Source organism: Pseudomonas farsensis (assembly GCF_014268805.2).
Lineage (GTDB): Bacteria > Pseudomonadota > Gammaproteobacteria > Pseudomonadales > Pseudomonadaceae > Aquipseudomonas > Aquipseudomonas farsensis.
In genome coordinates, this window is the sequence record NZ_JABWRF020000006.1 from 1 (window position 1) to 21,080 (window position 21,080).

A 21,080-nucleotide genomic window follows, 5' to 3' on the forward strand; every position below is an offset into this window, starting at 1 on the left:
GGAGCCCCCACACCTACAGAACTTCAAGCAATGATTAAAATTTAAATATCTTCATTCGGACAACGGGCAGGCACCATGAAAAAAACCGATAGCTGCCGCTACTTTGCCACCTGGGATACAACCAGTACCGTTCGTTCCCGCCCTAACCGTTACTTGTTTACAGATACCGAATTCAGCGAGACCACTCCTGAGCGCTGGTTCCCCAAAGCTCTAATCCCGCTTGCCAACCAAGCTGGAATGGAAATCCTGCCAGAGGCGGCTCTTCTGAGAATACATATCGGCCACTTAGTTCATTTCCTGGACTACACGACCGAGCTAGAGATATCCTATGTAAACCGTGCTATATGCTGTATAACCCAGGGGGCACTCTCTCAACATTTTAGCTCACAAGAACGTTTCTGCGCCCTTAAACTTTACGCCGACGAAGGATATCACGCGCTATTTTCCAGAGAGCTATCAGATCAAGTCACAAATCGATTCTCTCTTCCTCGAATGCGATCTGCAAGGCTTCACCATCTGGACAGAAGTCGCGCGACGCAACGTCATAAACACCAAGAGCTCGCAGCATTTATAATTGCCTTTGTATCAGAAACCATCATCACCCGAGAACTTTCATGGCTATCACACGGCGACTTACTACCACCGATACTCCACATGTTTCAAGATCACTTAATCGATGAGTCACGGCACTCAATTTTCTTTTCAGACCTGTTCGTAACATTATGGGGAGGACTGTCCAACTCTCAAAAAGACTTCATGGTAACCTGCCTGATAAAAACCATCCTTATTTTTTCAAGGCCGAACATCCACTTCATACGATTAATCGCTGACACCCATCTGACCGTCATAGAAAATGCCATCAAAACCCTGCAAAACAATTGGCTGGATAGAATATCAGACTCAACGGCACTAACGATGAGAGCAATAAAACGTACCGACCTATTTAAAAATCATACCTACATTAACGCGTTCCGTGAAAACGGATTGCCAACATGACAAACCACATTAACAAACATCACCCCACCCCCCTAACCTCCCTGACCCTATTAGTTACCTTTCTTGGTGTTTTCCCACTGGATGTCATTCTCCCGTCGTTTCCCGCCCTCGCCGTAGAGTTCAATACTTCAACCCAAAGCATTGCCTACTCCGTAACGCTGTTCATCTTAGCAGTGTCGGCATCCCAAATCATCATAGGCCCGTTGTCGGATGCCCTAGGCCGCAAACGCCTGCTCGTCATCGGGCTTTTAGCATCAGCAAGCGGGGCGGCGGGTTGTCTGCTGTCCGACAGTTTCGAAGTTTTTCTTTTATTCCGTTTGCTGCAAGCATTAGGCTGTGGCTGCTTCGTGCTCACCCACGCATTGGTACAAGATCTGTACGGGGGGCAAGATCGAAATAACATGCGAATCTTGTTAACAAGTGCCAGCGGGCTGTTTATTTCCTTATCCCCGTTTGTTGGAAGCATGCTCCAAGTTCACTTTGATTGGCAGGGTAGTTTTTGGGTGTATGCAGCGCTAGCAGCTTGCAGCGCGATAATGGCCTTTACGGTGCTACAGGAGCAGCCGGCGCCTGCGAAGGTGGAGGGCATCATTGCAAGCTACAGGGCCCTCACAAAGGACGGGCTTTTTTTAATCCTCACTTTATTTTCCTGCCTGGCATTTGCCTGCCATTTTTCATTTATCATCAATGCGCCCTTGATCTTGATGGACCATATGGATTTTTCGGTGACAGGTTTCGGCGTCGTATTTACCGCTTATGGCTCGGCCTATGTCTTGGGCGGTGTGGTCGCTCGCTGGCTGAGCCGTCATGCGCGTGCAGGCTCGCAAATCGGGATTGGTTTCATGCTCGTCGGTTGTTCGGGTATTACCTCATTTATATGGGGGCTTGCAGCACAAGCGTCGGTTACCAGTGTTTTGCTGCCTGTGATCATCTGCGCCACCGGCATCACCATTATCAGGCCCGCGGCAACGTCCCTGGCTCTGGCCCGGCACCCCGAACGCGCGGGCGCTGCAGCCTCCCTAAGTAGTACCTTAGTATTCGGCACCGGAGCACTGTTCGGCGCCGTGCTTGCGACCACCGGCGTCCAGGTCATGGCGAGTCTCGCTACGACATTCTTCATCACGGGAGTAATCGGCTTGGTGCTGCTTGTTCAACTGCCTGACTTGGATTCTCAGGAGGCAATCAGCCCAGCCACACCCCTCACCCCGCCTCGGCCCGTATGCGAATCGCATCATGCCGCCAATACTCCAGATCACAATCAATCAGATGCCCGTGCTGATCGCTATTGACCCGGGTGATATGCAGCCCAGGGCTGCCGGCCGAGACTTTCAGGGCGCTGGCCGCCTCCACCGGCAAGGCCGTCGGCAGTATCTCGAAGCACACCTGCCCATATTCAAGCTGGTAGTGCCGGGCGTAGATCTCGGTCAGCGACTGGGCAAGGTCCAGCTGCAAAATGCCGGGAAAATACTGCGGGTTGAGGTAGTGCTCGGCATACAGCACCGCACGGCCGTCAATACGCCGTAGCCGGCAGATGCGTACCACGCTCGACAGCGGCGCCAGGCGCAGGCGTGCGCAGATGGCGGCGGAGGCGGGTTGCAGCCGCGCCGACAGCAACTCGGTGGCAGGCTGGCGGCCCTGGTTGCGGACCATCGCGTGGAAGTGGCTGCGCTCGATCAGGTCATAGGTCAGCCGGTCGGGGGCCACGAACCAGCCGCGCCGCTCCTCGCGGTAGATCAACCCTTGGGCTTCCAGCTGCACCAGTGCCTCACGCAGGGTGATACGCGTGGTATCGAACACCTCGCTGAGCTTGCGCTCGGCCGGCAGCTTGCCGCCCGGCGCCAGCAGGCCGTGTTCTATCTGCTCCTGCAAGGCGTGGCAGATGGCTGTTACCGCACGCGGTGGCGTCGCTTGCATCAAAGGTTACCTATCTGGACTAGTCCAGCCCCATAACAGGGCAGGTGGAGAATAGTGCAAGCCTAGGCAGGGCTGATGAACATCCTGTGACAACGGCTGCCCGCCAGCCCTTGCCAGAACCGCGCCAGCCCACGCAGCACCTGTGGTCTACGCTGTAATGCCAGGGCCGTGTGGCACCCGTGCACGCCCGCCCCTTACATCAAATTGTCATGCAAGCGGCCTAACTTGGCTCAAGGTTTGCTGACCTAGACCAACGTCAAGCAGGCACGGCTTCTCCTCATCACAACGAATGCAAGGCACCCCACCCAAGGAGCTTCGGATGAAAAAGTTGTTCATGGCGTCACTGCTCGGTTCCGCCATCGCTTTCGGCACCTCGGCCATGGCCCAGGACCTCAAGGCCCTCGAAGACGCTGCGCGCAAAGAAGGCGCGGTCAACAGCGTCGGCATGCCCGATGCCTGGGCCAACTGGAAAGGCACCTGGGACGTCCTTGCGAAAAAATACGGCCTCAAGCACAGCGACACCGACATGAGTTCGGCCCAGGAAATCGCCAAGTTCGACGCAGAGAAAGACAACGCCAGCGCCGACATCGGTGACGTTGGCGCAGCGTTCGGGCCGATTGCCGTCGCCAAGGGCGTTACGCAGCCTTACAAGCCGAGCACCTGGGACCAGGTCCCGACCTGGGCCAAGGACGCCGATGGCCACTGGGCGCTGGCCTATACCGGCACCATCGCGTTCATCATCAACAAGGACCTGGTCAAGGAAGGCGAGCGGCCAAAAACCTGGCACGACCTGGAAAAGGGCAAATACAAGGTTGCCATCGGTGACGTCGGCACTGCGGCCCAGGCGGCCAACGGCGTGCTGGCGGCGGCCATCGCCTACAAGGGCGACGAAAGCAACATCGAGCCGGGCTTGCAGCTGTTCACCAAGCTGGCCCAGCAAAAGCGCCTGTCGCTGGCCAACCCGACCATCCAGACCCTCGAAAAGGGCGAAGTGGAAGTCGGCGTGGTGTGGGACTTCAACGGCCTGAGCTACCGCGACCAGATCGACCCCAAGCGCTTTGAGGTGCTGATCCCCTCGGACGGCTCGATCACTTCGGGCTACACCACCATCATCAACAAGTACGCCAAGCACCCGAACGCCGCCAAGCTGGCCCGCGAGTACATCTTCAGCGACGCCGGGCAGACCAACCTGGCTATCGGCCACGCCCGCCCGATCCGCGCCGAGCACCTGAAACTGCCAGCCGACGTGCAGGCCAAGCTGCTGCCTAACGAGCAGTACCAAGCGGCCCAGCCGATCAAGAACGCCGAGGTGTGGGAAACCACCTCCAAGGCCCTGCCGCAGAAGTGGCAGGAGCAGGTGATCATCGAGATGGAATAAGCGCCGTCTGCGGGCAGGAGCGGGCTTGCTCGCTCCTGCCCGCCCTATGCCCTTGGAGCGAACATGCAACACAACGTCATTCTGGTCCTGCTCGACGGCCTCAACTACCAGGTCGCTCACCACGCCATGGGCCACCTGCACGCCTACGTCGAGGCCGACCGCGCCGCGCTTTACCGGGTCGAATGCGAGTTGCCGTCGCTGTCGCGGCCGCTCTACGAATGCATCTTGACCGGGGTGCCGCCCATCGACAGCGGTATCGTGCACAACAACGTCAACCGCCTGTCCAACCAACGCAGCGTGTTCCACTACGCCCGCGAGGCTGGCCTAGGCACGGCAGCGGCGGCCTACCACTGGATGAGCGAGCTGTACAACCGCTCCCCGTTCGACCCGCTGCGCGACCGCCACACCCACGCGCCGAAGTTGCCGATCCAGCACGGGCTGTTCTATTACGCCGATCACTACCCCGACTCGCACCTGCTGGCCGACGCCGAGTACCTGCGGCGGCGCCATGCACCGAACTTTCTGCTGGTGCACCCGATGAACATAGACGACGCCGGCCACCGCCACGGCCTGGACAGCAGCCAGTACCGCAACGCTGCGCGCAGCGCTGACATTCTGCTGGCCGACTACCTGCCGCGCTGGCTCGAAGAGGGCTATCAGGTGCTGGTAACCGCCGACCACGGCATGAACAACGACCGCTCGCACAACGGCCTGCTGGCCGAGGAGCGCGAGGTGCCACTGTTCGTGTTCGGCAAGGCGTTCAGCCTGGATCCTGCGGCCAAGCCACTGCAGACCGAGCTGTGCGGCACCATCTGCCAACTGCTGGGCGCCGCCCACGACAAGACCGTCTGCCGGGAGCTGCTCACGTGAATTCCAGCCGCCGAGGCCGCTACCTGGCCCTGCTCTGTTTATTGCCGTTCGCGGTGTTTTTCATCATTTTCCAGATTGCGCCGCTGGCCTGGGTGGCGATCAACAGCCTGCAAAGCGACAGCGGTTGGGGCTTGGCCAACTTCAGCAAGGTGTTCGCCTCGAAGTTCTATCTGCAAGCGCTGCAACGCAGCCTTGAGATCAGCTTCTGGTCGAGCCTGTTCGGCATCGTGATCGCCACCCTGGGCGCCTACTCGCTGCACAAGGTCGACTCGCGCCTGCGCGACTTCGTTACCGCCTTCGCCAACATGACCAGCAACTTTGCCGGCGTGCCGCTGGCGTTCGCCTTCATCATTCTGCTGGGCTTCAACGGTGCGCTGACCTTGCTGCTCAAGCAGATGGGCCTGCTCGGCGACTTCAGCATCTATTCCAAGACCGGGTTGATCCTGGTGTACACCTACTTCCAGATCCCGCTGGGGGTGCTGCTGCTGTTCCCCGCGTTCGATGCGGTGCGCGAAGACTGGCGCGAATCCGCTGCGCTGCTGGGCGCCAGCCAATGGCAGTTCTGGCGGCATATCGGCCTGCCGGTGCTGGCCCCGGCGTTGCTGGGCACCTTCGTGATTCTGCTGGCCAACGCCTTGGGCGCCTATGCCACCGTCTATGCCCTCACCACCGGCAACTTCAACGTACTGCCCATCCGCATCGCCGGGCTTGTGGCAGGTGATATCAGCCTTGACCCGAACCTGGCCAGCGCCTTGGCCATGGTGTTGGTGGGGCTGATGACGCTGGTCACCGTGGTTCATCAATGGCTGTTGCGAAGGAGCTACCATGCGCGCTGAAACTGGCAAGGGCGGGCTCTACCACAAGCTGGTGGTGTACCTGTTGTTTCTGATTCTGCTGCTGCCGCTGGCCGGCACCCTGCTCTACTCGCTGGCCACCAGTTGGTCGGCGACCATGCTGCCCAGCGGGCTGACCTTCAAATGGTATGTGGCGCTGTGGAGCGAACCGCGCTTTCTGGCAGCCTTTGGCCAGTCCCTGCTGGTGTGCGTGGGGGCCTTGCTGCTGTCGGTACTGTTGATTCTGCCGCTGTTGTTCGTGGTGCATTACCACTTCCCCAGGCTCGATGCGTTCATGAACGTGCTGATCCTGCTGCCGTTCGCGGTACCGCCGGTGGTGTCCTCGGTGGGGCTGCTGCAACTTTACGGCAGCGGGCCGATGGCGATGGTCGGCACGCCGTGGATTCTCATCGGCTGCTACTTCACCATCGCCCTGCCGTTCATGTACCGGGCCATCACCAACAACCTGCAGGCCATCAACCTGCGCGACCTGATGGACGCCGCCCAACTGCTCGGTGCCAGCACCTGGCAGGCCGCGATGCTGGTGGTGCTGCCCAACCTGCGCAAGGGGCTGATGGTGGCCTTGCTGCTGTCGTTCTCGTTCCTGTTCGGCGAGTTCGTGTTCGCCAACCTGCTGGTCGGCACCCGCTACGAAACCCTGCAGGTTTACCTGAACAACATGCGCAACAGCAGCGGCCACTTCAACAGCGCGCTGGTGATCTCCTATTTCGCCTTCGTGCTGGTACTCACCTGGGTGGCCAACCGTTTGAACAAGGACAAGACCTGAGATGAGCTTTGTCAGCGTACAGAAACTGCAAAAAAGCTACGCCGGTAGCCCCGTGTTCGAAAACATCGACTGCCAGGTCGAGCGCGGCGAGTTCGTCACCCTGCTTGGCCCGTCCGGTTGCGGCAAGTCGACCTTGCTGCGCTGCATCGCCGGGCTGACGCCGGTAGACAGCGGGCAGATCCTGCTCGACGGCCAGGACATCGTGCCGCTGACCCCGCAAAAACGCGGCATCGGCATGGTGTTCCAGAGCTACGCGCTGTTCCCCAACATGACCGTTGAACAAAACGTCGCCTTTGGCCTGCGCATGCAGAAGGTCAAGGCCGACGAGAGCCAGGTGCGGGTGCGCGAAGTGCTGGAGCTGGTCGAGCTGAACAGCTTTGCCGGGCGCTACCCGCATCAGCTTTCTGGCGGGCAGTGCCAGCGGGTGGCGCTGGCCCGCTCGCTGGTCACCCGCCCGCGCCTGCTGCTGCTCGACGAGCCGCTGTCGGCGCTGGATGCACGCATTCGCAAGCACCTGCGCGAGCAGATCCGCGCCATCCAGCGCGAGCTGGGGTTGACGACTATCTTCGTCACCCACGATCAGGAAGAAGCGCTCACCATGTCGGACCGCATCGTGCTGATGAACCAAGGGCGCATCGTGCAGAGCGGCGATGCCGAAACCCTCTACACCGCCCCGGTCGACCTGTTTGCCGCAGGCTTTATCGGCAACTACAACCTGCTCGACGCCGACCGCGCCAGCCGCTTGCTGCAACGCCCGGTCAGCGGGCGCCTGGCGATCCGCCCGGAGTCGATCACCCTGGGCCTGAACGGTGAGCTGGACGCCGAGGTGCGCAGCCACAGCCTGCTCGGCAACGTGATCCGCTACCGGGTGCAGGTGCGCGAGGTCGAGCTGGTGGTGGACGTGCTCAACCGCTCGGCAGCCGACCTGCACGCCGATGGCAAGCGCGTATCCTTGTCGATCGACCCAACGGCGCTACGGGAAGTGGCCTAAGGAGACGCAGCACATGGCACTGGCAATTTTCGATCTGGATGAAACCTTGATCCACGGCGACTGCGCGTCGCTGTGGAGCGAACAGATGGCCCGGCTTGGCTGGGTCGATGGCAAGGCATTCCTCAAGCGCGACCATGAACTGATGAAAGCCTATGGCAAGGGCCACCTGCAAATGGAGGACTACATGGCGTTCAGCCTGGAGCCGATTGCAGGCCGCACCCTGGAGGAAGTCGAGCACCTGGTCGAGCCGTGGGTCGAGGAGGTGATCGAGCCGATCATCTTCGGCGATGCCTGCCGCTGCATTGCCGAACACCGCAAGCGCGGTGACCGCATCCTGATCATTTCGGCCAGCGGCACGCACCTGGTGGGCCCGATTGCGGCGCGCCTTGGGGTGGAGGAGTACCTGGCCATCGAGCTTGAGGCGATAAACGGGGTGTATACCGGCAGGACCCACGGCGTGCTGACCTACCGCGAGGGCAAGATCACCCGTTTGCTGGAATGGCTGGACCAGGAGCAGGAAAACCTTGAGGGGGCGAGTTTTTACTCCGATTCGCGCAATGACTTGCCGCTGTTGCTAAAGGTCGATCACCCGGTTGCGGTTAACCCTGACCCGGTGTTGCACGAACATGCACGGACCCATGGCTGGCCGGTGCTGAGCTGGGTTTGAGCGGCGGGTCTGCCGGTGCCGGCCTCATCGCAGGCTGGCGCCAGCTCCCACAAAAGCTGTGCCGGGCCGTGATAGATGTGCCCGACTGAGACCCTGTGGGAGATTCTATGGTTTTGTACAACCCTGTTTTCGCCAGACATATCTCCTTGTGGCGAGCGGGCTTGTCCCGCGTTGGGCTGCGCAGCAGCCCCTTGGGTTTTCAGGGCTGCTGCGCAGCCCAACGCGGGACAAGCCCGCTCGCCACAAGGAGATATGTCTGGCGAAAACAGGGGTGTACAAAACCATGGGGGGATCCCCACGGTAACTTACCCCGCCGCCAACGCCGGGCGCAGGCGCCCTTGCTGGCGGCCCTCGGTCTGCATGCAGCGTTCCAGGAACAGGAACATGCAGTCGTAGCTCTTGCAAATGGCTCGCCGCAGCTCGGTACGCAGCCCCAGGGTTGGGTTTTCACCAACCAAGGTACAGATGATCTCCAACGCCTCCCAAGGGTGCGCATCGTCATACTGCGCGTGCATCTTCAGCCACTTCATCGCGCGCTTGCGCCCCTCCTCCGGGAAGCCCTCGGCGTAGCCCCCCGCACACACCACCGCCGACCACTCACCCGTGGCGCCCTCGATGGCGTAATTGGTCGCAGCCATGGCAATCGCCAGCGACTCGGTACTGCACACGCGCCAGCACCAATCATTGAGGCCATTGAGCTCGGGCGGTACTTCCTGGGCCTGCAACTCATGCAAATGAATGCCATGGGCCTGACACCAGTGCACCCAGTAATCGGCATGGTTGAGTTCAACACGGATATTGCGCATCAACCAGCGCCGCGCCATATCCTCGCCCGCATGGCGGCCATAGCGGGTCTTGGTCAGGTTATGGGCCATATACAGCGAGAACTGCTCAACCACCGGCCAGCCACCAATCAAGTATTGGCGAATGGTCGCCGGGCGCAATTGCCCGTCGCGCAGGCGTTGATAGAACTCATGTTCCACCACCCGGCGCTTGCTTTCGCGACAATCATTAATCAGTTGTTGGGCCCAGTCTGGATAACTGGCCGGATCCATCAATGGTCCAATCCTTATGAACGCATCAATCACTGTCGACTCCTTGGTTCCCTGTGAAGTCCGGGCGCAGCTTAGCGAAAGGTCCCTGGCGCCCGGTGTAACAGGGGCCTCGCCGCAATCCGTTGGCGCTGCAAGCTGTCGCAGGTAAGCACTTGCGGGCGTTCGATGAGATAGCCCTGGGCGTAGTCAACGCCGATTTCCTGCAACGCCTGCTCGATGAGCGGCGTCTCGACAAACTCGGCAATGGTCCGTTTGCCCATGACGTGGCCAATGTGATTGATCACTTCGACCATCGCCCGGTTGATCGGGTCGTCGAGCATGTCTTTGACGAAACTTCCGTCGATCTTCAGGAAGTCTACAGGCAAATGTTTCAAATAGGCGAATGACGACATCCCGGCGCAGAAGTCATCCAACGAGAATTTGCAGCCCAAACCTTTCAATTCATTAATAAAGCGAATCGCACTTCCCAAATTGGCGATAGCGCTGGTTTCGGTTATTTCAAAACAGATTAAGCGAGGCGGAATGTCGTACTCGGCAAACAGCCGGTGCAGGTACTCAAGGAACTTGTCATCGCCAATACTGGTACCCGAAAGGTTGATCGCGCAGACCGCCAACGGCCCTTCACGGCCTTCATCCAGGCACTGCCGGATGACCTGGAACACGCCGCGCACCACCCAACGGTCGAGCGCGGTCATCAGGCCGTAGCGCTCGGCAGCGGGGATGAAACTGTCCGGCAGGATGGTGCGGCCGCTTTCATCGTGCAGGCGTAGCAGAATCTCGATATGGCCGGTTTCATCCTGCCCGCGCAACGGCGCGATTTCCTGGGCATAGAGGCAAAAGCGGTTTTCTTCCAGCGCCACGTGCAGGCGTTGTATCCAGGCCATTTCGCCAAAGCGCATGGACAATTCGCTATCGTCGGCGTGGTACACCTGTACCCGGTTGCGGCCCTTTTCCTTGGCCATGTAGCAGGCCATGTCGGCGGCGCGTAGCGAGGCTTCAAGCGTGTTCGGCGCCTGGGCAATATGCACCAGGCCAATGCTGACGGTGGTCACGAACGGCCTGCCCTTCCACACGAAGTGCAGGCTCTGCACCGCCTGGCGCAGTTGCTCGGCGATGCGCTCGGCCTGCTCGGGCGCGCAGCTTTCGAGCAGGATGCCAAACTCATCGCCGCCCAGCCGGGCCAGGGTGTCGCCCTCACGCAAGCCTGACTGCAACACCGCGCAAATATGACGCAGCAGTTCATCACCTGCTGCATGGCCACAGGTGTCGTTTACCAACTTGAACTGGTCCAGGTCCAGGAACATCAGCGAATGCCGACCTGCCTGGCGCGACAGCACATTGAGCGCCTGCTCCAGGCGGTATTCGAACTCGCGGCGGTTGGCCAGGCCCGTCAGGGCGTCATGGGTCGCCTGCCATGACAGGTTGGCGATGTACTGGCGTTCCTGGGTCATGTCATGCAGCACGATGACCATGCCACTGATCTGGCCATCGGTCAGAATCGACGAGCCGACCAGGTTGACCGACACCGTGCTGCCGTCCAGACGCTGGATCAAGCGGGCATGCTCGGCGCCACCCTTGAGGCTGCCATTGAGCACCTGCTCGACCAAGGTGGGGCTGTCGCGCTCGGCGCCTTCCTCCAGCAGGCTGAACAGTGCCGACAGCGGCAAGCCCTGGGCCTGGCCTGCCTGCCAGTGGGTGAGGTGCTCGGCGGCTGGGTTCATGTAGGCGATGCAGCCGTCGACGTCGGTGGTGATCACCGCATCGCCAATCGAGCCGAGCGTGATCTGCGCCCGCTCCTGTTCCTCTTGCAGGGCACTGGCAAATGCCTGGCGCTGGGCCAGCAGCTTGCTCGAGCGGCGCCAGGCCATGGTAATCAAGAACAACGCGGTGATCAGGTTGGTCAGCATCAGCACCTTGAGCAGCACCCGCGAGCCTTCACCGAGGGCGTCACTGAAGGCTTTCGCCGCCGGCGTTACGCCGTCGTTGATGGCGACGATGCGCGCCTTCCAGTCGGTCACCTGGCGGGCATCGACCGCGCCGGTGGCAAAGCCCTGGCGCATCTGCCCGGCCAGCACATCGAGCTGGCTCAGGTAATCGTCGCCGATGTCCCAGTAGTCGATGGCCGTCTGCAGGTAGCTGACATTGCGAAAGTTGCGGTAGAACCAGATGATCCGGGCCACATCCTCAGGGTGGTTGCCGCCTTGCAGGATGCCTTGGCGTGCAGCCTCAAGGTCGGGCACCGGCTGATCGAGGGCAACGCGCAGCTCGCGGTCGCCCTGGGGCACCAGAATGGCCTGGCGATAACGCTGGTAGGTGAGCGGGTGGCGGTCGTCGGCGTACAGGCTCAGGTAGTAGATGGCGTCTTTCTGCGCCTTGGACCACAGGCTCTCGCCGGCAACATAGGCGCGCATCGCAGACAAGGCATAAAGGCTCAGGCTGCCCAGCAGCACCTGGAACGCTACAACGGCGACAAACGGCCAGATAATGCCCAGCAGCCGTGGCGCTTCGAGAGTCCGATTTCCCTTCATGTAATCCCTGTCACTGCGGCAGATAAGGCACGAATCGACCTAGACATCGCTCAGCGTAGGCCATTTGCTCTGAAGCAGCGACAAGTGGCGAGCGGCAAGCGACAAGAAAAAGCAGTGCCGCTGCAGTTGGAGGTTTGCCGCCGATTCGCTCAGGTCTGCTGCAGATGGCCGTAGAGCTTGGCGTAAAGCCCGCCGTCGGCGATCAACTGCTGATGGTCGCCGTCCTCCGCCACGCGGCCGCCGTCGAATACCAGCACACGGTCGGCCTGTTTAACGGCCGACAGACGGTGGGCGATGATCAGGGTGGTGCGCCCGCTCAGAAAGCGCGCCAGCGCCTGGTGCAGGTTGTACTCGGTGGCGGCATCCAGCGCCGAGGTGGCTTCGTCGAGGATCACCACCTTCGGCTCGGCCAGTACCATGCGGGCGATGGCCAGGCGTTGGCGCTGCCCGCCCGACAGGCGCACGCCGGAGCGCCCGACGATGCTGTCCAGGCCCTGAGGCAGTGCGGCGATGGTCGCATCGAGCTGGGCGATACGCAGCGCCTGCCAGCAGGCCTCGTCGCTGCACTCGCGGCCCATGGTCAGGTTGGCGCGCACGCTGTCGTTGAACAACGACGGGTGCTGCAGCACCACTGCGACGTTTTCACGCAGGGTTTCCAGGCCGATTTCCTGAAGGCTGGCGCCGCCAAAGCGGATGGTCCCGGCCTGTGCGCTGTACAGCCCCAGCAGCAACTGCACCAAGGTGCTCTTGCCGCCGCCACTGGCGCCGACGATTGCCACCTTTTCGCCAGGGGCGATGGCCAGGTTCAGTTGGTCCAGCACCGGTTCATCGGCATAGGCAAAGCGCAGGTCACGCACTTCGATGCCGACCGTTTCGCGGGCGCTGAACGGGTCGCAGGCCGCGGCGTACTGCGGCTCGTCAGCCCGCGACAGCAGCTCGTTGAGGCGGCTCAGGGCGCCACCTGCGGCGTAATAGGCGTATTGCAGGTTGAGCAGTTGCTCCACCGGGCCAATCATGAACCACAGGTAGCTGAACACCGCCAGCATCTGGCCGATGGACAGGTCGGAAAACAGCACGGTGAGCATGGCCGCCGCGCGGAAAATGTCGATGCCGAACTGGAACAATAGCCCGCTGGCGCGGCCGCTGGCGTCGCTCTTCCACTGCGAGGCCACCGCATAGTCGCGCACTTCACGGGCGCGCAGGCCAAGCCGGCCAAGGAAGTAACCCTGGCGGTTGCTCGCGCGGATTTCCTGGATGGCATCGAGGGTTTCGGTCAACGCCTGGGTAAAGCGCCCGGTGCTGTCGTTTTCGAGCTTTTTCAGGTGCTTGACGCGCTTGCCCAACTGCACGGTGAAAAAGATCACCAGCGGGTTGAACAGCAAAATCAGCAACGCCAGCTTCCAGTGCATCCACATCAGGATGGCCGCGGTGCCGGTGAGGGTCAGCATCGCCACCAGGAAGCGGCTCAAGGTTTCGCCGACAAATTTGTCGAGGGTGTCCAGGTCGGTGACCAGATGGGTGGTCACGGTACCGCTGCCCAGGCTTTCGTATTCCTTGAGCGAGATGCGCTTGAGCCGTTCGATCAGGCGGATGCGCAAGCGGTAGACGATGTCCTTGGCCAGGCCCGCGAACAACCTGGCTTGCACCACGTTGCAGGCCAGCGCCGAGACGCGCAGGCACAAGGTGGCGCAGAGCATCAGGCCAATATAGCCGGCCGGCACCTGCCAGCCAGCGGGCAGCAGGTTGTTCATCCACTTCAGCGCCGCGTCACCATTGCCCAGCAGCACTTCATCGACCAGCAGCGGCAGCAACAGCGGAATCGGCACGCTGCACAGTGCGGCGAACACCGCTACCAGGTTGGCGCTCCACAGGGCCTTTTTATGCTGCAGCGCCAGGCGGCGGATTTCGGCCCAGCTCAGGCGATCTGGCGCCGCCGGCGGCTGCCCTGGTGTCGGGCCGGGCGAGCCTGGCGCATCAAGCACAGGCGGCCTGCTGCAGCCAGCGAGCAAGCAAAGGTTGCAGGCTCTCCAGGGGTTGGTAGCCATTGGTCACCAACGCCAACTGGCCGTTGCGCTCGGCCAGCAGCGTCGGGAAGCCGGCAATACCCAGGTCTCGGGCCCAGGCGATATCGTCGACCGTGGCCTTACGCACCTGCGGGCAGGCGAACTGCTGGGCAAACGGCTCGCGGGCAAAGCCTGCCTGCTCGGCCAGGTCGACCAGTTGCGGGGCGCGGGTGACGTCGATGCCCTGCTCGTAGAACCCGTGCTGGATCAGCTTGAGCAACGCCCACATGCGCGGCTCGTCAAGCTCGCGGGCAGCTACCAGGGCGCGGCAGGCAGGCTCGGTGTCGTAGACAAAACCGTCGGGCATCGCGCCTTCGAAGCTGAACGGCTGCCCGGTGGCATCCTGCACCGCCTGCCAGTGCTCAAGGATGTACTTGCGCGTCGAGGTATCCAGCGCACTGCTGCCGCTGCGCAGCCCGCCTGGCACCAGGTGGGTGGCCACCCCGGCCTCGCGCGCCTGGGCGAACAGGGCCTCGGCCACTGGGGCAAAACCCCAGCACCAGGAGCACATCGGGTCCATCACATAGAGCAGGCGTGCGGACATCGGTCAGGCCTCGGCTTTGTAGTTGAAACCGATCGGGTGTGGCAGGTTGCGCGCCTTGGCCAGTTCGATCTGCTTTTGCCGGTCGATGGCACTGCGGCGGGTCTTCTCACTGAGGGTGTCCCAGCAATGCGGGCAGCTCACGCCAGGCGAGTAATGCTCGGACTCGCGGTCCTTGGCATCGACCGGGTGGCGGCAGGCGTGGCACTGGTCGTACTCGCCCTCGCTGAGGTCGTGGCGCACGGTGACGCGGTTGTCGAACACGAAGCAGTCGCCGTCCCACAGGCTTTCTTCCTGAGGCACCTCTTCGAAGTACTTCAGCACCCCACCCTTGAGATGATAGACGGCTTCGAAGCCCTCACCGAGCATGTAGCTGGAGGCTTTTTCGCAGCGGATACCGCCGGTGCAGAACATCGCCACCTTCTTGTGTTTGGCGGGGTCGAAGTTGGCCTTGATGTACTCGGGGAACTCGCGGAAGGTCTCGGTCTTGGGGTCGACCGCGCCCTTGAAGGTGCCGATGGCCACTTCGTAGTCGTTGCGGGTGTCGATCAGCAGTACTTCGGGGTCGCTGATCAGCGCGTTCCAATCCTTGGGCTCGACGTAGGTGCCGACGGCTTTGTTCGGGTCGACGCCCGGCACGCCCAGGGTGACGATCTCTTTTTTCAGCTTGACCTTGGTGCGGTAGAACGGTTGTTCGTCGCAGTACGACTCTTTATGGTCGATGTCGACCATGCGCGGGTCGTTGCGCAGCCAGGCCAGCAGGCCGTCGATGCCTTCGCGGGTGGCGGACACGGTACCGTTGATACCCTCTTCAGCCAGCAGCAGCGTGCCTTTGACGTTGTTGTCGAGCATTGCCTTGAGCAGGGGCTCGCGCAGTTCGACGTAGTCTGTGAGGGTGACGAATTTGTACAGCGCCGCCACGACGATCGGTTGGGTCATTTGCGTTGAATCTCCAGGTGGCTGCCCTCGTAAGGGGCGAACCGGGCGTTTACATGAACAGGGTTGGGGGGCTGCCCCGCTTTCGCGACAAAAGGCCGCTCCCACAAAGACATTGCTGCCTGTGCAGGAGCGGCCTGGTGCCGCGATGGGCCGCGCAGCGGCCCCGAAGGATGGCGAAGTCTAGCAGAATCCCTGGCGGGAATCAGTGCCCGCCGCCTGCGCACACCGGCGAAGCCGGCGCCACCCCAACCACTGCCCACTCTTCAGGGGTGTAGGTGTGGATGGCCAGGGCATGGATCTGCCCCATCAGCTCGCCCATGGTGGCGTAGACCTTCTGGTGGCGCTTGACGCTGTTGAGCCCGGCAAACTGCGCGCTGACCAGCACGGCTTTGTAGTGCGACTCCTGGCCACGGCTATGCATGTGGCTTTCGTTGTGCACTTCAAGGTGCTGGTCACCCAGCGCGGCCAGTTGCTGCTCGATACGTTGCTGCATGCTCATCGCGTCAGGCTCACTTCTTGGCAGGCGCTACGGCTTTGCCGGCGTTCGGGTCGAGTTCCTTGGTCATGTCGTCAAGCAGCTTGTTGACCACAGGTACCGCAGGTTCCAGGCTCTGCTGGGTCAGCTGGGCCGACTGCTGGGTAACCTTGGGCATTTCACGCAGGACTTTCTTGCCCAGCGGCGACTCGTAGAACTTGACCAGGTCGTTGAGCTCGGCCTCGGTGAAGGTCGCGGTGTACAGGTTGACCATTTGCGGCTTGAGCTTTTTCCAGCCAATGGCGTTGTCCAGGGCAGCATTGGCCTTGGCGGTGTAGCTGTCGAGGACGTTCTTCTTGGTGGCCGGTGCCTTGGTTTGCTCGAAGCGCTGGGCAAACATCTGCTGGACCTGCATGTACACCGGGGTACCCAGCTTGTCGGCATTGGCCAGGGTCAGGAATTTCTCGGCGGCAGCGTTGTGGCTGGCAGTTGCGGCGAGTACCTGGCCGCTGGCGCAAACCAGGGCAACGGCGGCACAGAGGACACGGAGACGGGTCATTGCATTTCCTTCAAGAAAGGGAGGCGGGTACCTCAGAGTAGAGCATTCTGCGCCGTGGTGGCGATGTGCTCAAGTGGCACGACGAGCGACTGAACCGCTCGGTCGATTCAGGGCCTAAACTGCGAGTTCTGGTTAATTCAAGGAGAGCGCGCAGCATGAGCCGTATCGAGACAGACAGCCTGGGCCCGGTCGAAGTTCCTGAGCAGGCCTACTGGGGCGCGCAGACACAGCGCTCGCTGATCAACTTCGCCATCGGCAGCGAACGCATGCCGCTGGCGGTGCTGCACGCCCTGGCGCTGATCAAGAAAGCCGCCGCCCGGGTCAACGACCGTAATGGCGACCTGCCCGCCGACATCGCCCGGCTGATCGAACAGGCTGCCGATGAAGTGCTCGCTGGCACCCACGACGATCAATTCCCGCTGGTGGTATGGCAGACCGGCAGCGGCACGCAAAGCAACATGAACGTCAACGAGGTGATTGCCGGGCGTGCCAACGAGCTGGCAGGCCAAGGCCGCGGCGGTAAGGCGCCGGTGCACCCCAACGACCACGTCAACCGCTCGCAAAGTTCCAACGACTGCTTCCCTACCGCCATGCACATCGCAGCCGTGCAAGCGGTGCACAACCAACTGCTGCCCGCGGTCGCCGAGCTGTCTTCCGGGCTGGCCGAGCTGTCAGCCCGCCATCACCAGTTGGTCAAAACCGGCCGCACACACATGATGGATGCCACGCCCATCACCTTCGGCCAGGAAGTCTCGGCGTTCGTCGCCCAGCTCGACTACGCCCAGCGCGCTATCCGCGCCACCTTGCCGGCGGTGTGCGAGTTGGCCCAGGGCGGTACGGCGGTGGGCACCGGGCTGAATGCCCCGCACGGGTTTGCCGAAGCCATCGCCGCAGAGCTGGCGGCGCTGTCGGGCCTGCCTTTCGTCACCGCGCCGAACAAGTTCGCCGCCCTCGCCGGGCACGAGCCACTCACCAGCCTGGCCGGTGCGCTCAAAACCTTGGCCGTGGCGCTGATGAAAATTGCCAACGACCTGCGTCTGCTCGGCTCCGGCCCGCGCGCCGGGCTTGCCGAAGTGCGCCTGCCGGCCAACGAGCCGGGCAGCTCGATCATGCCTGGCAAGGTCAACCCGACCCAGTGTGAGGCGTTGTCGATGCTGGCCTGCCAGGTGCTTGGCAACGATGCGGCGATTGCCTTTGCGGCAAGCCAGGGGCACCTGCAGTTGAACGTGTTCAAGCCGGTGATCATCCACAACCTGTTGCAGTCGATCACCTTGCTCGCCGATGGCTGCCGTAATTTCCAGGAGCATTGCGTGGCCGGCATCGAGCCCGACCCCGCGCAAATGGCCGCCCACCTGGAGCGCGGGTTGATGCTGGTAACGGCGCTGAACCCGCACATTGGTTATGACAAGGCAGCAGAAATCGCCAAGAAGGCTTACAACGAAGGCAAGACCCTGCGCGAGGCCGCACTTGCGCTCGGCTACCTGAGCAATGAGCAGTTCGATGAATGGGTAAGGCCGGAGAATATGCTCGCGCCGGGTGGCAAGGGCTGACCTGCGGTGCCGGGGCTGCTCTACGCGGTTGGTGTAGGAGCGGCCTTGTGTCGCGAACAGGGCCGTATAGCGGCCCCGGCGATATCAATGTGAAGCACAGATTTCAGGGGCGCTTCGCCCCCTTTCGCGACACAAGGCCGCTCCTACAGTGGCGCCATATTTCACCCAGCCCGCGCCGCCCTCGCCCGCCAGCCGGCCACAATCGACGGCCCAAGGGCAACCAAGGCCGAGCCGAGCACCACCGTCAACGCGCCGAAATAACCCAGCGCGTTGATGTCCTCGGCATGCACATAGTCAGGCCACAGCCAGGCCGCAATGGCCACGGCCACAAAGGTCACCAGCGGCGTCAAGGCAAGGGTCGCGCTGACCCGCGAAGCTTCCCAGTGCGCCAAGGCTTCGGCGAATGCGCCATAGGCCACCAGGGTATTCAGGCAGCACGCCAGCAGCAGCCAACCCTGCAACGGGCTCAGTTGCAACGCCTCCAACGGGTGTACCCACGGCGTCAGCAGGGCCGCACAGCCGATATAGATCACCATCATCACCTGCTGCGAGTTCCAGACCGTCAGCAGCTGCTTCTGGCTCAGCGCATAGAACACCCAGATGCTGGTGGCCAACACCACCGTCAGCACCCCGGTGGTGTAGGTACCGAGCGAGCCCAGCAACTCTGCCAGGCGCTGATTGAAGAACAGCCCGAAGCCCGCCAGCAACACCACCAGACCAATGCCTTGGCCGACGCTGAAACGCTCCTTGAACACAAACACGCTGGCCACCAGCAACAGCACCGGCCCCAGTTGCACCACCAGTTGTGCAGTGCCGGGGCTGAGCAGCTTGAGGCCGACCAGGTACAACACGTAGTTGCCCAAAAGCCCGAATATCGCCACCACCACCAAACCCTTGCGCTTGTGGCCCAGTGCGCTGAACGAGGGCAGCCGCCGATTGGCCGCAAGCCATACGAACAGCAATGTGCCAGACACCGTCAGGCGGTACCAGGTGACGGTCACCGGGTCCATCACTTGCAGCACCTGTTTGAGCTTGATGGGCAAGATGCCCCAGAGCAGCGCAGTCAGCAGGGCAAGCAGCAGGCCGAAGACCCAACGGCCAGAAGTGGTGTGCATGGTGTCCTCGATCAGGCCCGGGGTGGGGGTGACTTGATTCTAGGGGCTTGATGCAAGTTGCTGGGGACTGGATGCGGGAAAAGAATTCATTGGGTCATTCCTTGAAGGCATGGCCGCAACAAAACGTGGGAGCGGGCTTGCCCCGCGATGGCAGGACCATTGATCGCGGGGCAAGCCCGCTCCCACAAAGACGGCCCCCACAAGCCCGCTCACGGCAGAAAATCGCGGCCTACTTCTTGTCCTTGGCGAATGCGTCTTCCAGCGCCTGGTTGATGGTACGCAGCACTTTTACCCGCGCCCAGCGCTTGTCGTTGGCCTCAACCAGCGTCCAGGGTGCAATCTCGGTGCTGGTGCGGTCGACCATATCGCCTACCGCCTCGCTATACACATCCCACTTTTCGCGGTTGCGCCAGTCTTCCTCGGTGATTTTGTAGCGTTTGAACGGAATCTGCTCACGTTCCTCAAAGCGCTCAAGCTGGGTCTGCTGGTCGATCGACAACCAGAACTTCACCACCACAATGCCGGCATTGCGTAACTGCTCTTCGAAATCATTGATTTCGCCATAGGCACGCATCCAGTCCGCCGGCGTGCAAAACCCCTCGACCCGCTCCACCAGCACCCGGCCATACCAGGAGCGGTCAAAGATGGTGAACTTGCCGCGCGCCGGGATATGCCGCCAGAACCGCCACAGGTAAGGCTGCGCGCGCTCCTCTTCTGTGGGCGCGGCAATCGGCACGATGCGGTATTGGCGCGGGTCCAGCGCCGCCGCCACGCGGCGGATCGCGCCGCCCTTGCCGGCGGCATCGTTGCCTTCGAACACGGCCACCAGGGCGTGCTTGCGCATGTGCTTGTTGCGCAACAGGCCGGCCAGGCGCGCCTGCTCGGTGACCAGTTGTTCTTCGTAATCGCGTTTGTCCAGGCGCAGGGTCATGTCCAGCGCACCGAGCAGGCTCTTGTCGTCGATACTGCGCCCCAGCGGCGCCACATTGCCTTCATGTTTGCGCGGTTTGTTGGCAAGCGCCGCCTGCAGGCTTTCGAGCAGGATGCGCCCCACCGCCAGGCTGCGGTAATGCGGGTCGACGCCCTCAACCACATGCCAGGGCGCATAGTCGCGGCTGGTGCGGCGCAGCACGCGCTCGCCAAAGCGCACGAAACGGTCGTAGGTTTCGGACTGCTGCCAGTCCAGCGGGCTGATGCGCCAGTTGTGCAGCGGGTCCTGCTTGAGGGCCTTGAGCCGCGCCTTCATCTGTTTTTTCGACAGGTGGAACCAGAACTTGATGATCAACGCGCCTTCATCGCAGAGCATTTGCTCCAGGCGCTCGGCACCGGCAATCGCCTGGTCCAGCACGGCGTCCTTGAAGCGGCCATGCACGCGGCCTTCGAGCATCTGGCTGTACCAGTTGCCAAAGAACACGCCCATGCGCCCCTTCGGCGGCAGCGCGCGCCAGTAGCGCCAGGCCGGCGGGCGGGCGAGTTCTTCGTCGGTCTGCTGGTCGAAAGTGCGCACCTCGATCAGGCGCGGGTCCATCCACTCGTTGAGCAGCTTGACCGTCTCGCCCTTGCCGGCGCCTTCGATGCCGTTGATCAGCACGATCACCGGGAAACGCGACTGCTGCTTGAGCTCGTACTGGGCTTCGAGCAGTGCCTCGCGCAGGGCTGGCACCTCGGTTTCAAAGGTTTCCTTGTCGATGCTGTGACCGATTTCGGCGGATTCGAACATGGATGGCTCCTTCACTGGATAACCAAGACTAGCGGAAATCCTGCCTGCCTGTAACGGCGTGGCGGCCCGCTTGCCCGGTAATCCTGGCAATGGCGTAAA

The 21,080-nt window shown here is 61.8% G+C and carries 19 protein-coding genes; 9 read left to right on the top strand and 10 right to left on the bottom strand.

The features are described from left to right. Window positions 1-75 precede the first annotated feature (75 nt). Both HU719_RS23270 and HU719_RS23275 read left to right on the top strand, forming a co-directional pair. A complete protein-coding gene (locus HU719_RS23270) occupies window positions 76-996 on the top strand; it encodes a diiron oxygenase (RefSeq protein WP_186537038.1) in 921 nt (306 codons plus the stop codon). Then, a complete protein-coding gene (locus HU719_RS23275; protein WP_186537037.1) occupies window positions 993-2,285 on the top strand; it encodes an MFS transporter in 1,293 nt (430 codons plus the stop codon). The genes HU719_RS23270 and HU719_RS23275 overlap by 4 nt, the downstream gene beginning before the upstream one ends. Here the strand turns inward: HU719_RS23275 and phnR are convergent. After that, window positions 2,197-2,910 carry a phosphonate utilization transcriptional regulator PhnR gene (gene phnR, locus HU719_RS23280; RefSeq protein ID WP_186537036.1) on the bottom strand — a complete coding sequence of 238 codons (714 nt, stop codon included), beginning with the start codon at window positions 2,908-2,910 and terminating at the stop codon, window positions 2,197-2,199. The genes HU719_RS23275 and phnR overlap by 89 nt on opposite strands. A gap of 319 nt (window positions 2,911-3,229) precedes the next feature. Here phnR and HU719_RS23285 point away from each other — a divergent pair, with 319 nt between their 5' ends. The 6 genes from HU719_RS23285 (at window position 3,230) to HU719_RS23310 (ending at window position 8,436) form a co-directional block, all read left to right on the top strand. Further along, entirely contained in the window at window positions 3,230-4,288 is a 1,059-nt protein-coding gene (locus HU719_RS23285) for an ABC transporter substrate-binding protein (RefSeq protein WP_186537035.1), read from the top strand. A gap of 63 nt (window positions 4,289-4,351) precedes the next feature. Then, window positions 4,352-5,158, top strand: a complete 807-nt coding sequence (locus HU719_RS23290) for an alkaline phosphatase family protein (RefSeq protein ID WP_186520603.1) — start codon at window positions 4,352-4,354, stop codon at window positions 5,156-5,158. Further along, complete coding sequence (locus tag HU719_RS23295; RefSeq protein ID WP_186537034.1) at window positions 5,155-5,994, top strand: ABC transporter permease; 840 nt, start codon at window positions 5,155-5,157, stop codon at window positions 5,992-5,994. The genes HU719_RS23290 and HU719_RS23295 overlap by 4 nt, the downstream gene beginning before the upstream one ends. Next, window positions 5,984-6,778, top strand: a complete 795-nt coding sequence (locus HU719_RS23300) for an ABC transporter permease (protein WP_186520601.1) — start codon at window positions 5,984-5,986, stop codon at window positions 6,776-6,778. Before HU719_RS23295 ends, HU719_RS23300 begins: the two co-directional genes overlap by 11 nt. A gap of 1 nt (window position 6,779) precedes the next feature. Then, the gene (locus tag HU719_RS23305) at window positions 6,780-7,769 is read left to right on the top strand and encodes an ABC transporter ATP-binding protein (RefSeq protein ID WP_186537033.1); all 990 of its coding nucleotides are present in this window, start codon (window positions 6,780-6,782) and stop codon (window positions 7,767-7,769) included. Window positions 7,770-7,782: 13 nt separating this feature from the next. Further along, on the top strand, window positions 7,783-8,436 hold the full coding sequence (locus HU719_RS23310; RefSeq protein WP_186537032.1) for an HAD family hydrolase: 654 nt from the start codon (window positions 7,783-7,785) through the stop codon (window positions 8,434-8,436). Between the two features lie 305 nt (window positions 8,437-8,741). Here the strand turns inward: HU719_RS23310 and HU719_RS23315 are convergent, their stop codons facing one another. From HU719_RS23315 to HU719_RS23345, 7 genes are all read right to left on the bottom strand, one after another. Continuing rightward, window positions 8,742-9,524, bottom strand: coding sequence for an iron-containing redox enzyme family protein (locus HU719_RS23315; RefSeq protein WP_186536984.1), 783 nt, complete (start codon window positions 9,522-9,524; stop codon window positions 8,742-8,744). A gap of 38 nt (window positions 9,525-9,562) precedes the next feature. Further along, window positions 9,563-12,019: an EAL domain-containing protein gene (locus tag HU719_RS23320; RefSeq protein WP_186536985.1), complete on the bottom strand. Its 2,457-nt coding sequence runs from the start codon at window positions 12,017-12,019 to the stop codon at window positions 9,563-9,565. A gap of 149 nt (window positions 12,020-12,168) precedes the next feature. After that, on the bottom strand, window positions 12,169-14,001 hold the full coding sequence (locus HU719_RS23325; RefSeq protein WP_186536986.1) for an ABC transporter ATP-binding protein: 1,833 nt from the start codon (window positions 13,999-14,001) through the stop codon (window positions 12,169-12,171). Further along, complete coding sequence (locus tag HU719_RS23330) at window positions 13,994-14,626, bottom strand: DsbA family protein (RefSeq protein ID WP_186521373.1); 633 nt, start codon at window positions 14,624-14,626, stop codon at window positions 13,994-13,996. Before HU719_RS23330 ends, HU719_RS23325 begins: the two co-directional genes overlap by 8 nt. A gap of 3 nt (window positions 14,627-14,629) precedes the next feature. Then, on the bottom strand, window positions 14,630-15,562 hold the full coding sequence (trhO, locus tag HU719_RS23335; RefSeq protein WP_186536987.1) for an oxygen-dependent tRNA uridine(34) hydroxylase TrhO: 933 nt from the start codon (window positions 15,560-15,562) through the stop codon (window positions 14,630-14,632). A 202-nt stretch (window positions 15,563-15,764) separates the two neighbouring features. Then, complete coding sequence (locus HU719_RS23340; protein WP_186521376.1) at window positions 15,765-16,061, bottom strand: BolA family protein; 297 nt, start codon at window positions 16,059-16,061, stop codon at window positions 15,765-15,767. A gap of 10 nt (window positions 16,062-16,071) precedes the next feature. Continuing rightward, window positions 16,072-16,596 (bottom strand): DUF2059 domain-containing protein, encoded by a 525-nt coding sequence (locus tag HU719_RS23345; protein ID WP_186521378.1) that lies wholly within the window; start codon window positions 16,594-16,596, stop codon window positions 16,072-16,074. 155 nt (window positions 16,597-16,751) lie between these two features. Here HU719_RS23345 and HU719_RS23350 point away from each other — a divergent pair, with 155 nt between their 5' ends. Beyond that, window positions 16,752-18,146 carry a class II fumarate hydratase gene (locus tag HU719_RS23350; protein ID WP_186521380.1) on the top strand — a complete coding sequence of 465 codons (1,395 nt, stop codon included), beginning with the start codon at window positions 16,752-16,754 and terminating at the stop codon, window positions 18,144-18,146. A 161-nt stretch (window positions 18,147-18,307) separates the two neighbouring features. Here the strand turns inward: HU719_RS23350 and HU719_RS23355 are convergent, their stop codons facing one another. Next, window positions 18,308-19,261: a DMT family transporter gene (locus HU719_RS23355; RefSeq protein ID WP_186536988.1), complete on the bottom strand. Its 954-nt coding sequence runs from the start codon at window positions 19,259-19,261 to the stop codon at window positions 18,308-18,310. A gap of 229 nt (window positions 19,262-19,490) precedes the next feature. Then, window positions 19,491-20,981 (bottom strand): polyphosphate:AMP phosphotransferase, encoded by a 1,491-nt coding sequence (pap, locus tag HU719_RS23360; RefSeq protein WP_186536989.1) that lies wholly within the window; start codon window positions 20,979-20,981, stop codon window positions 19,491-19,493. Between the last annotated feature and the right edge of the window lie 99 nt (window positions 20,982-21,080).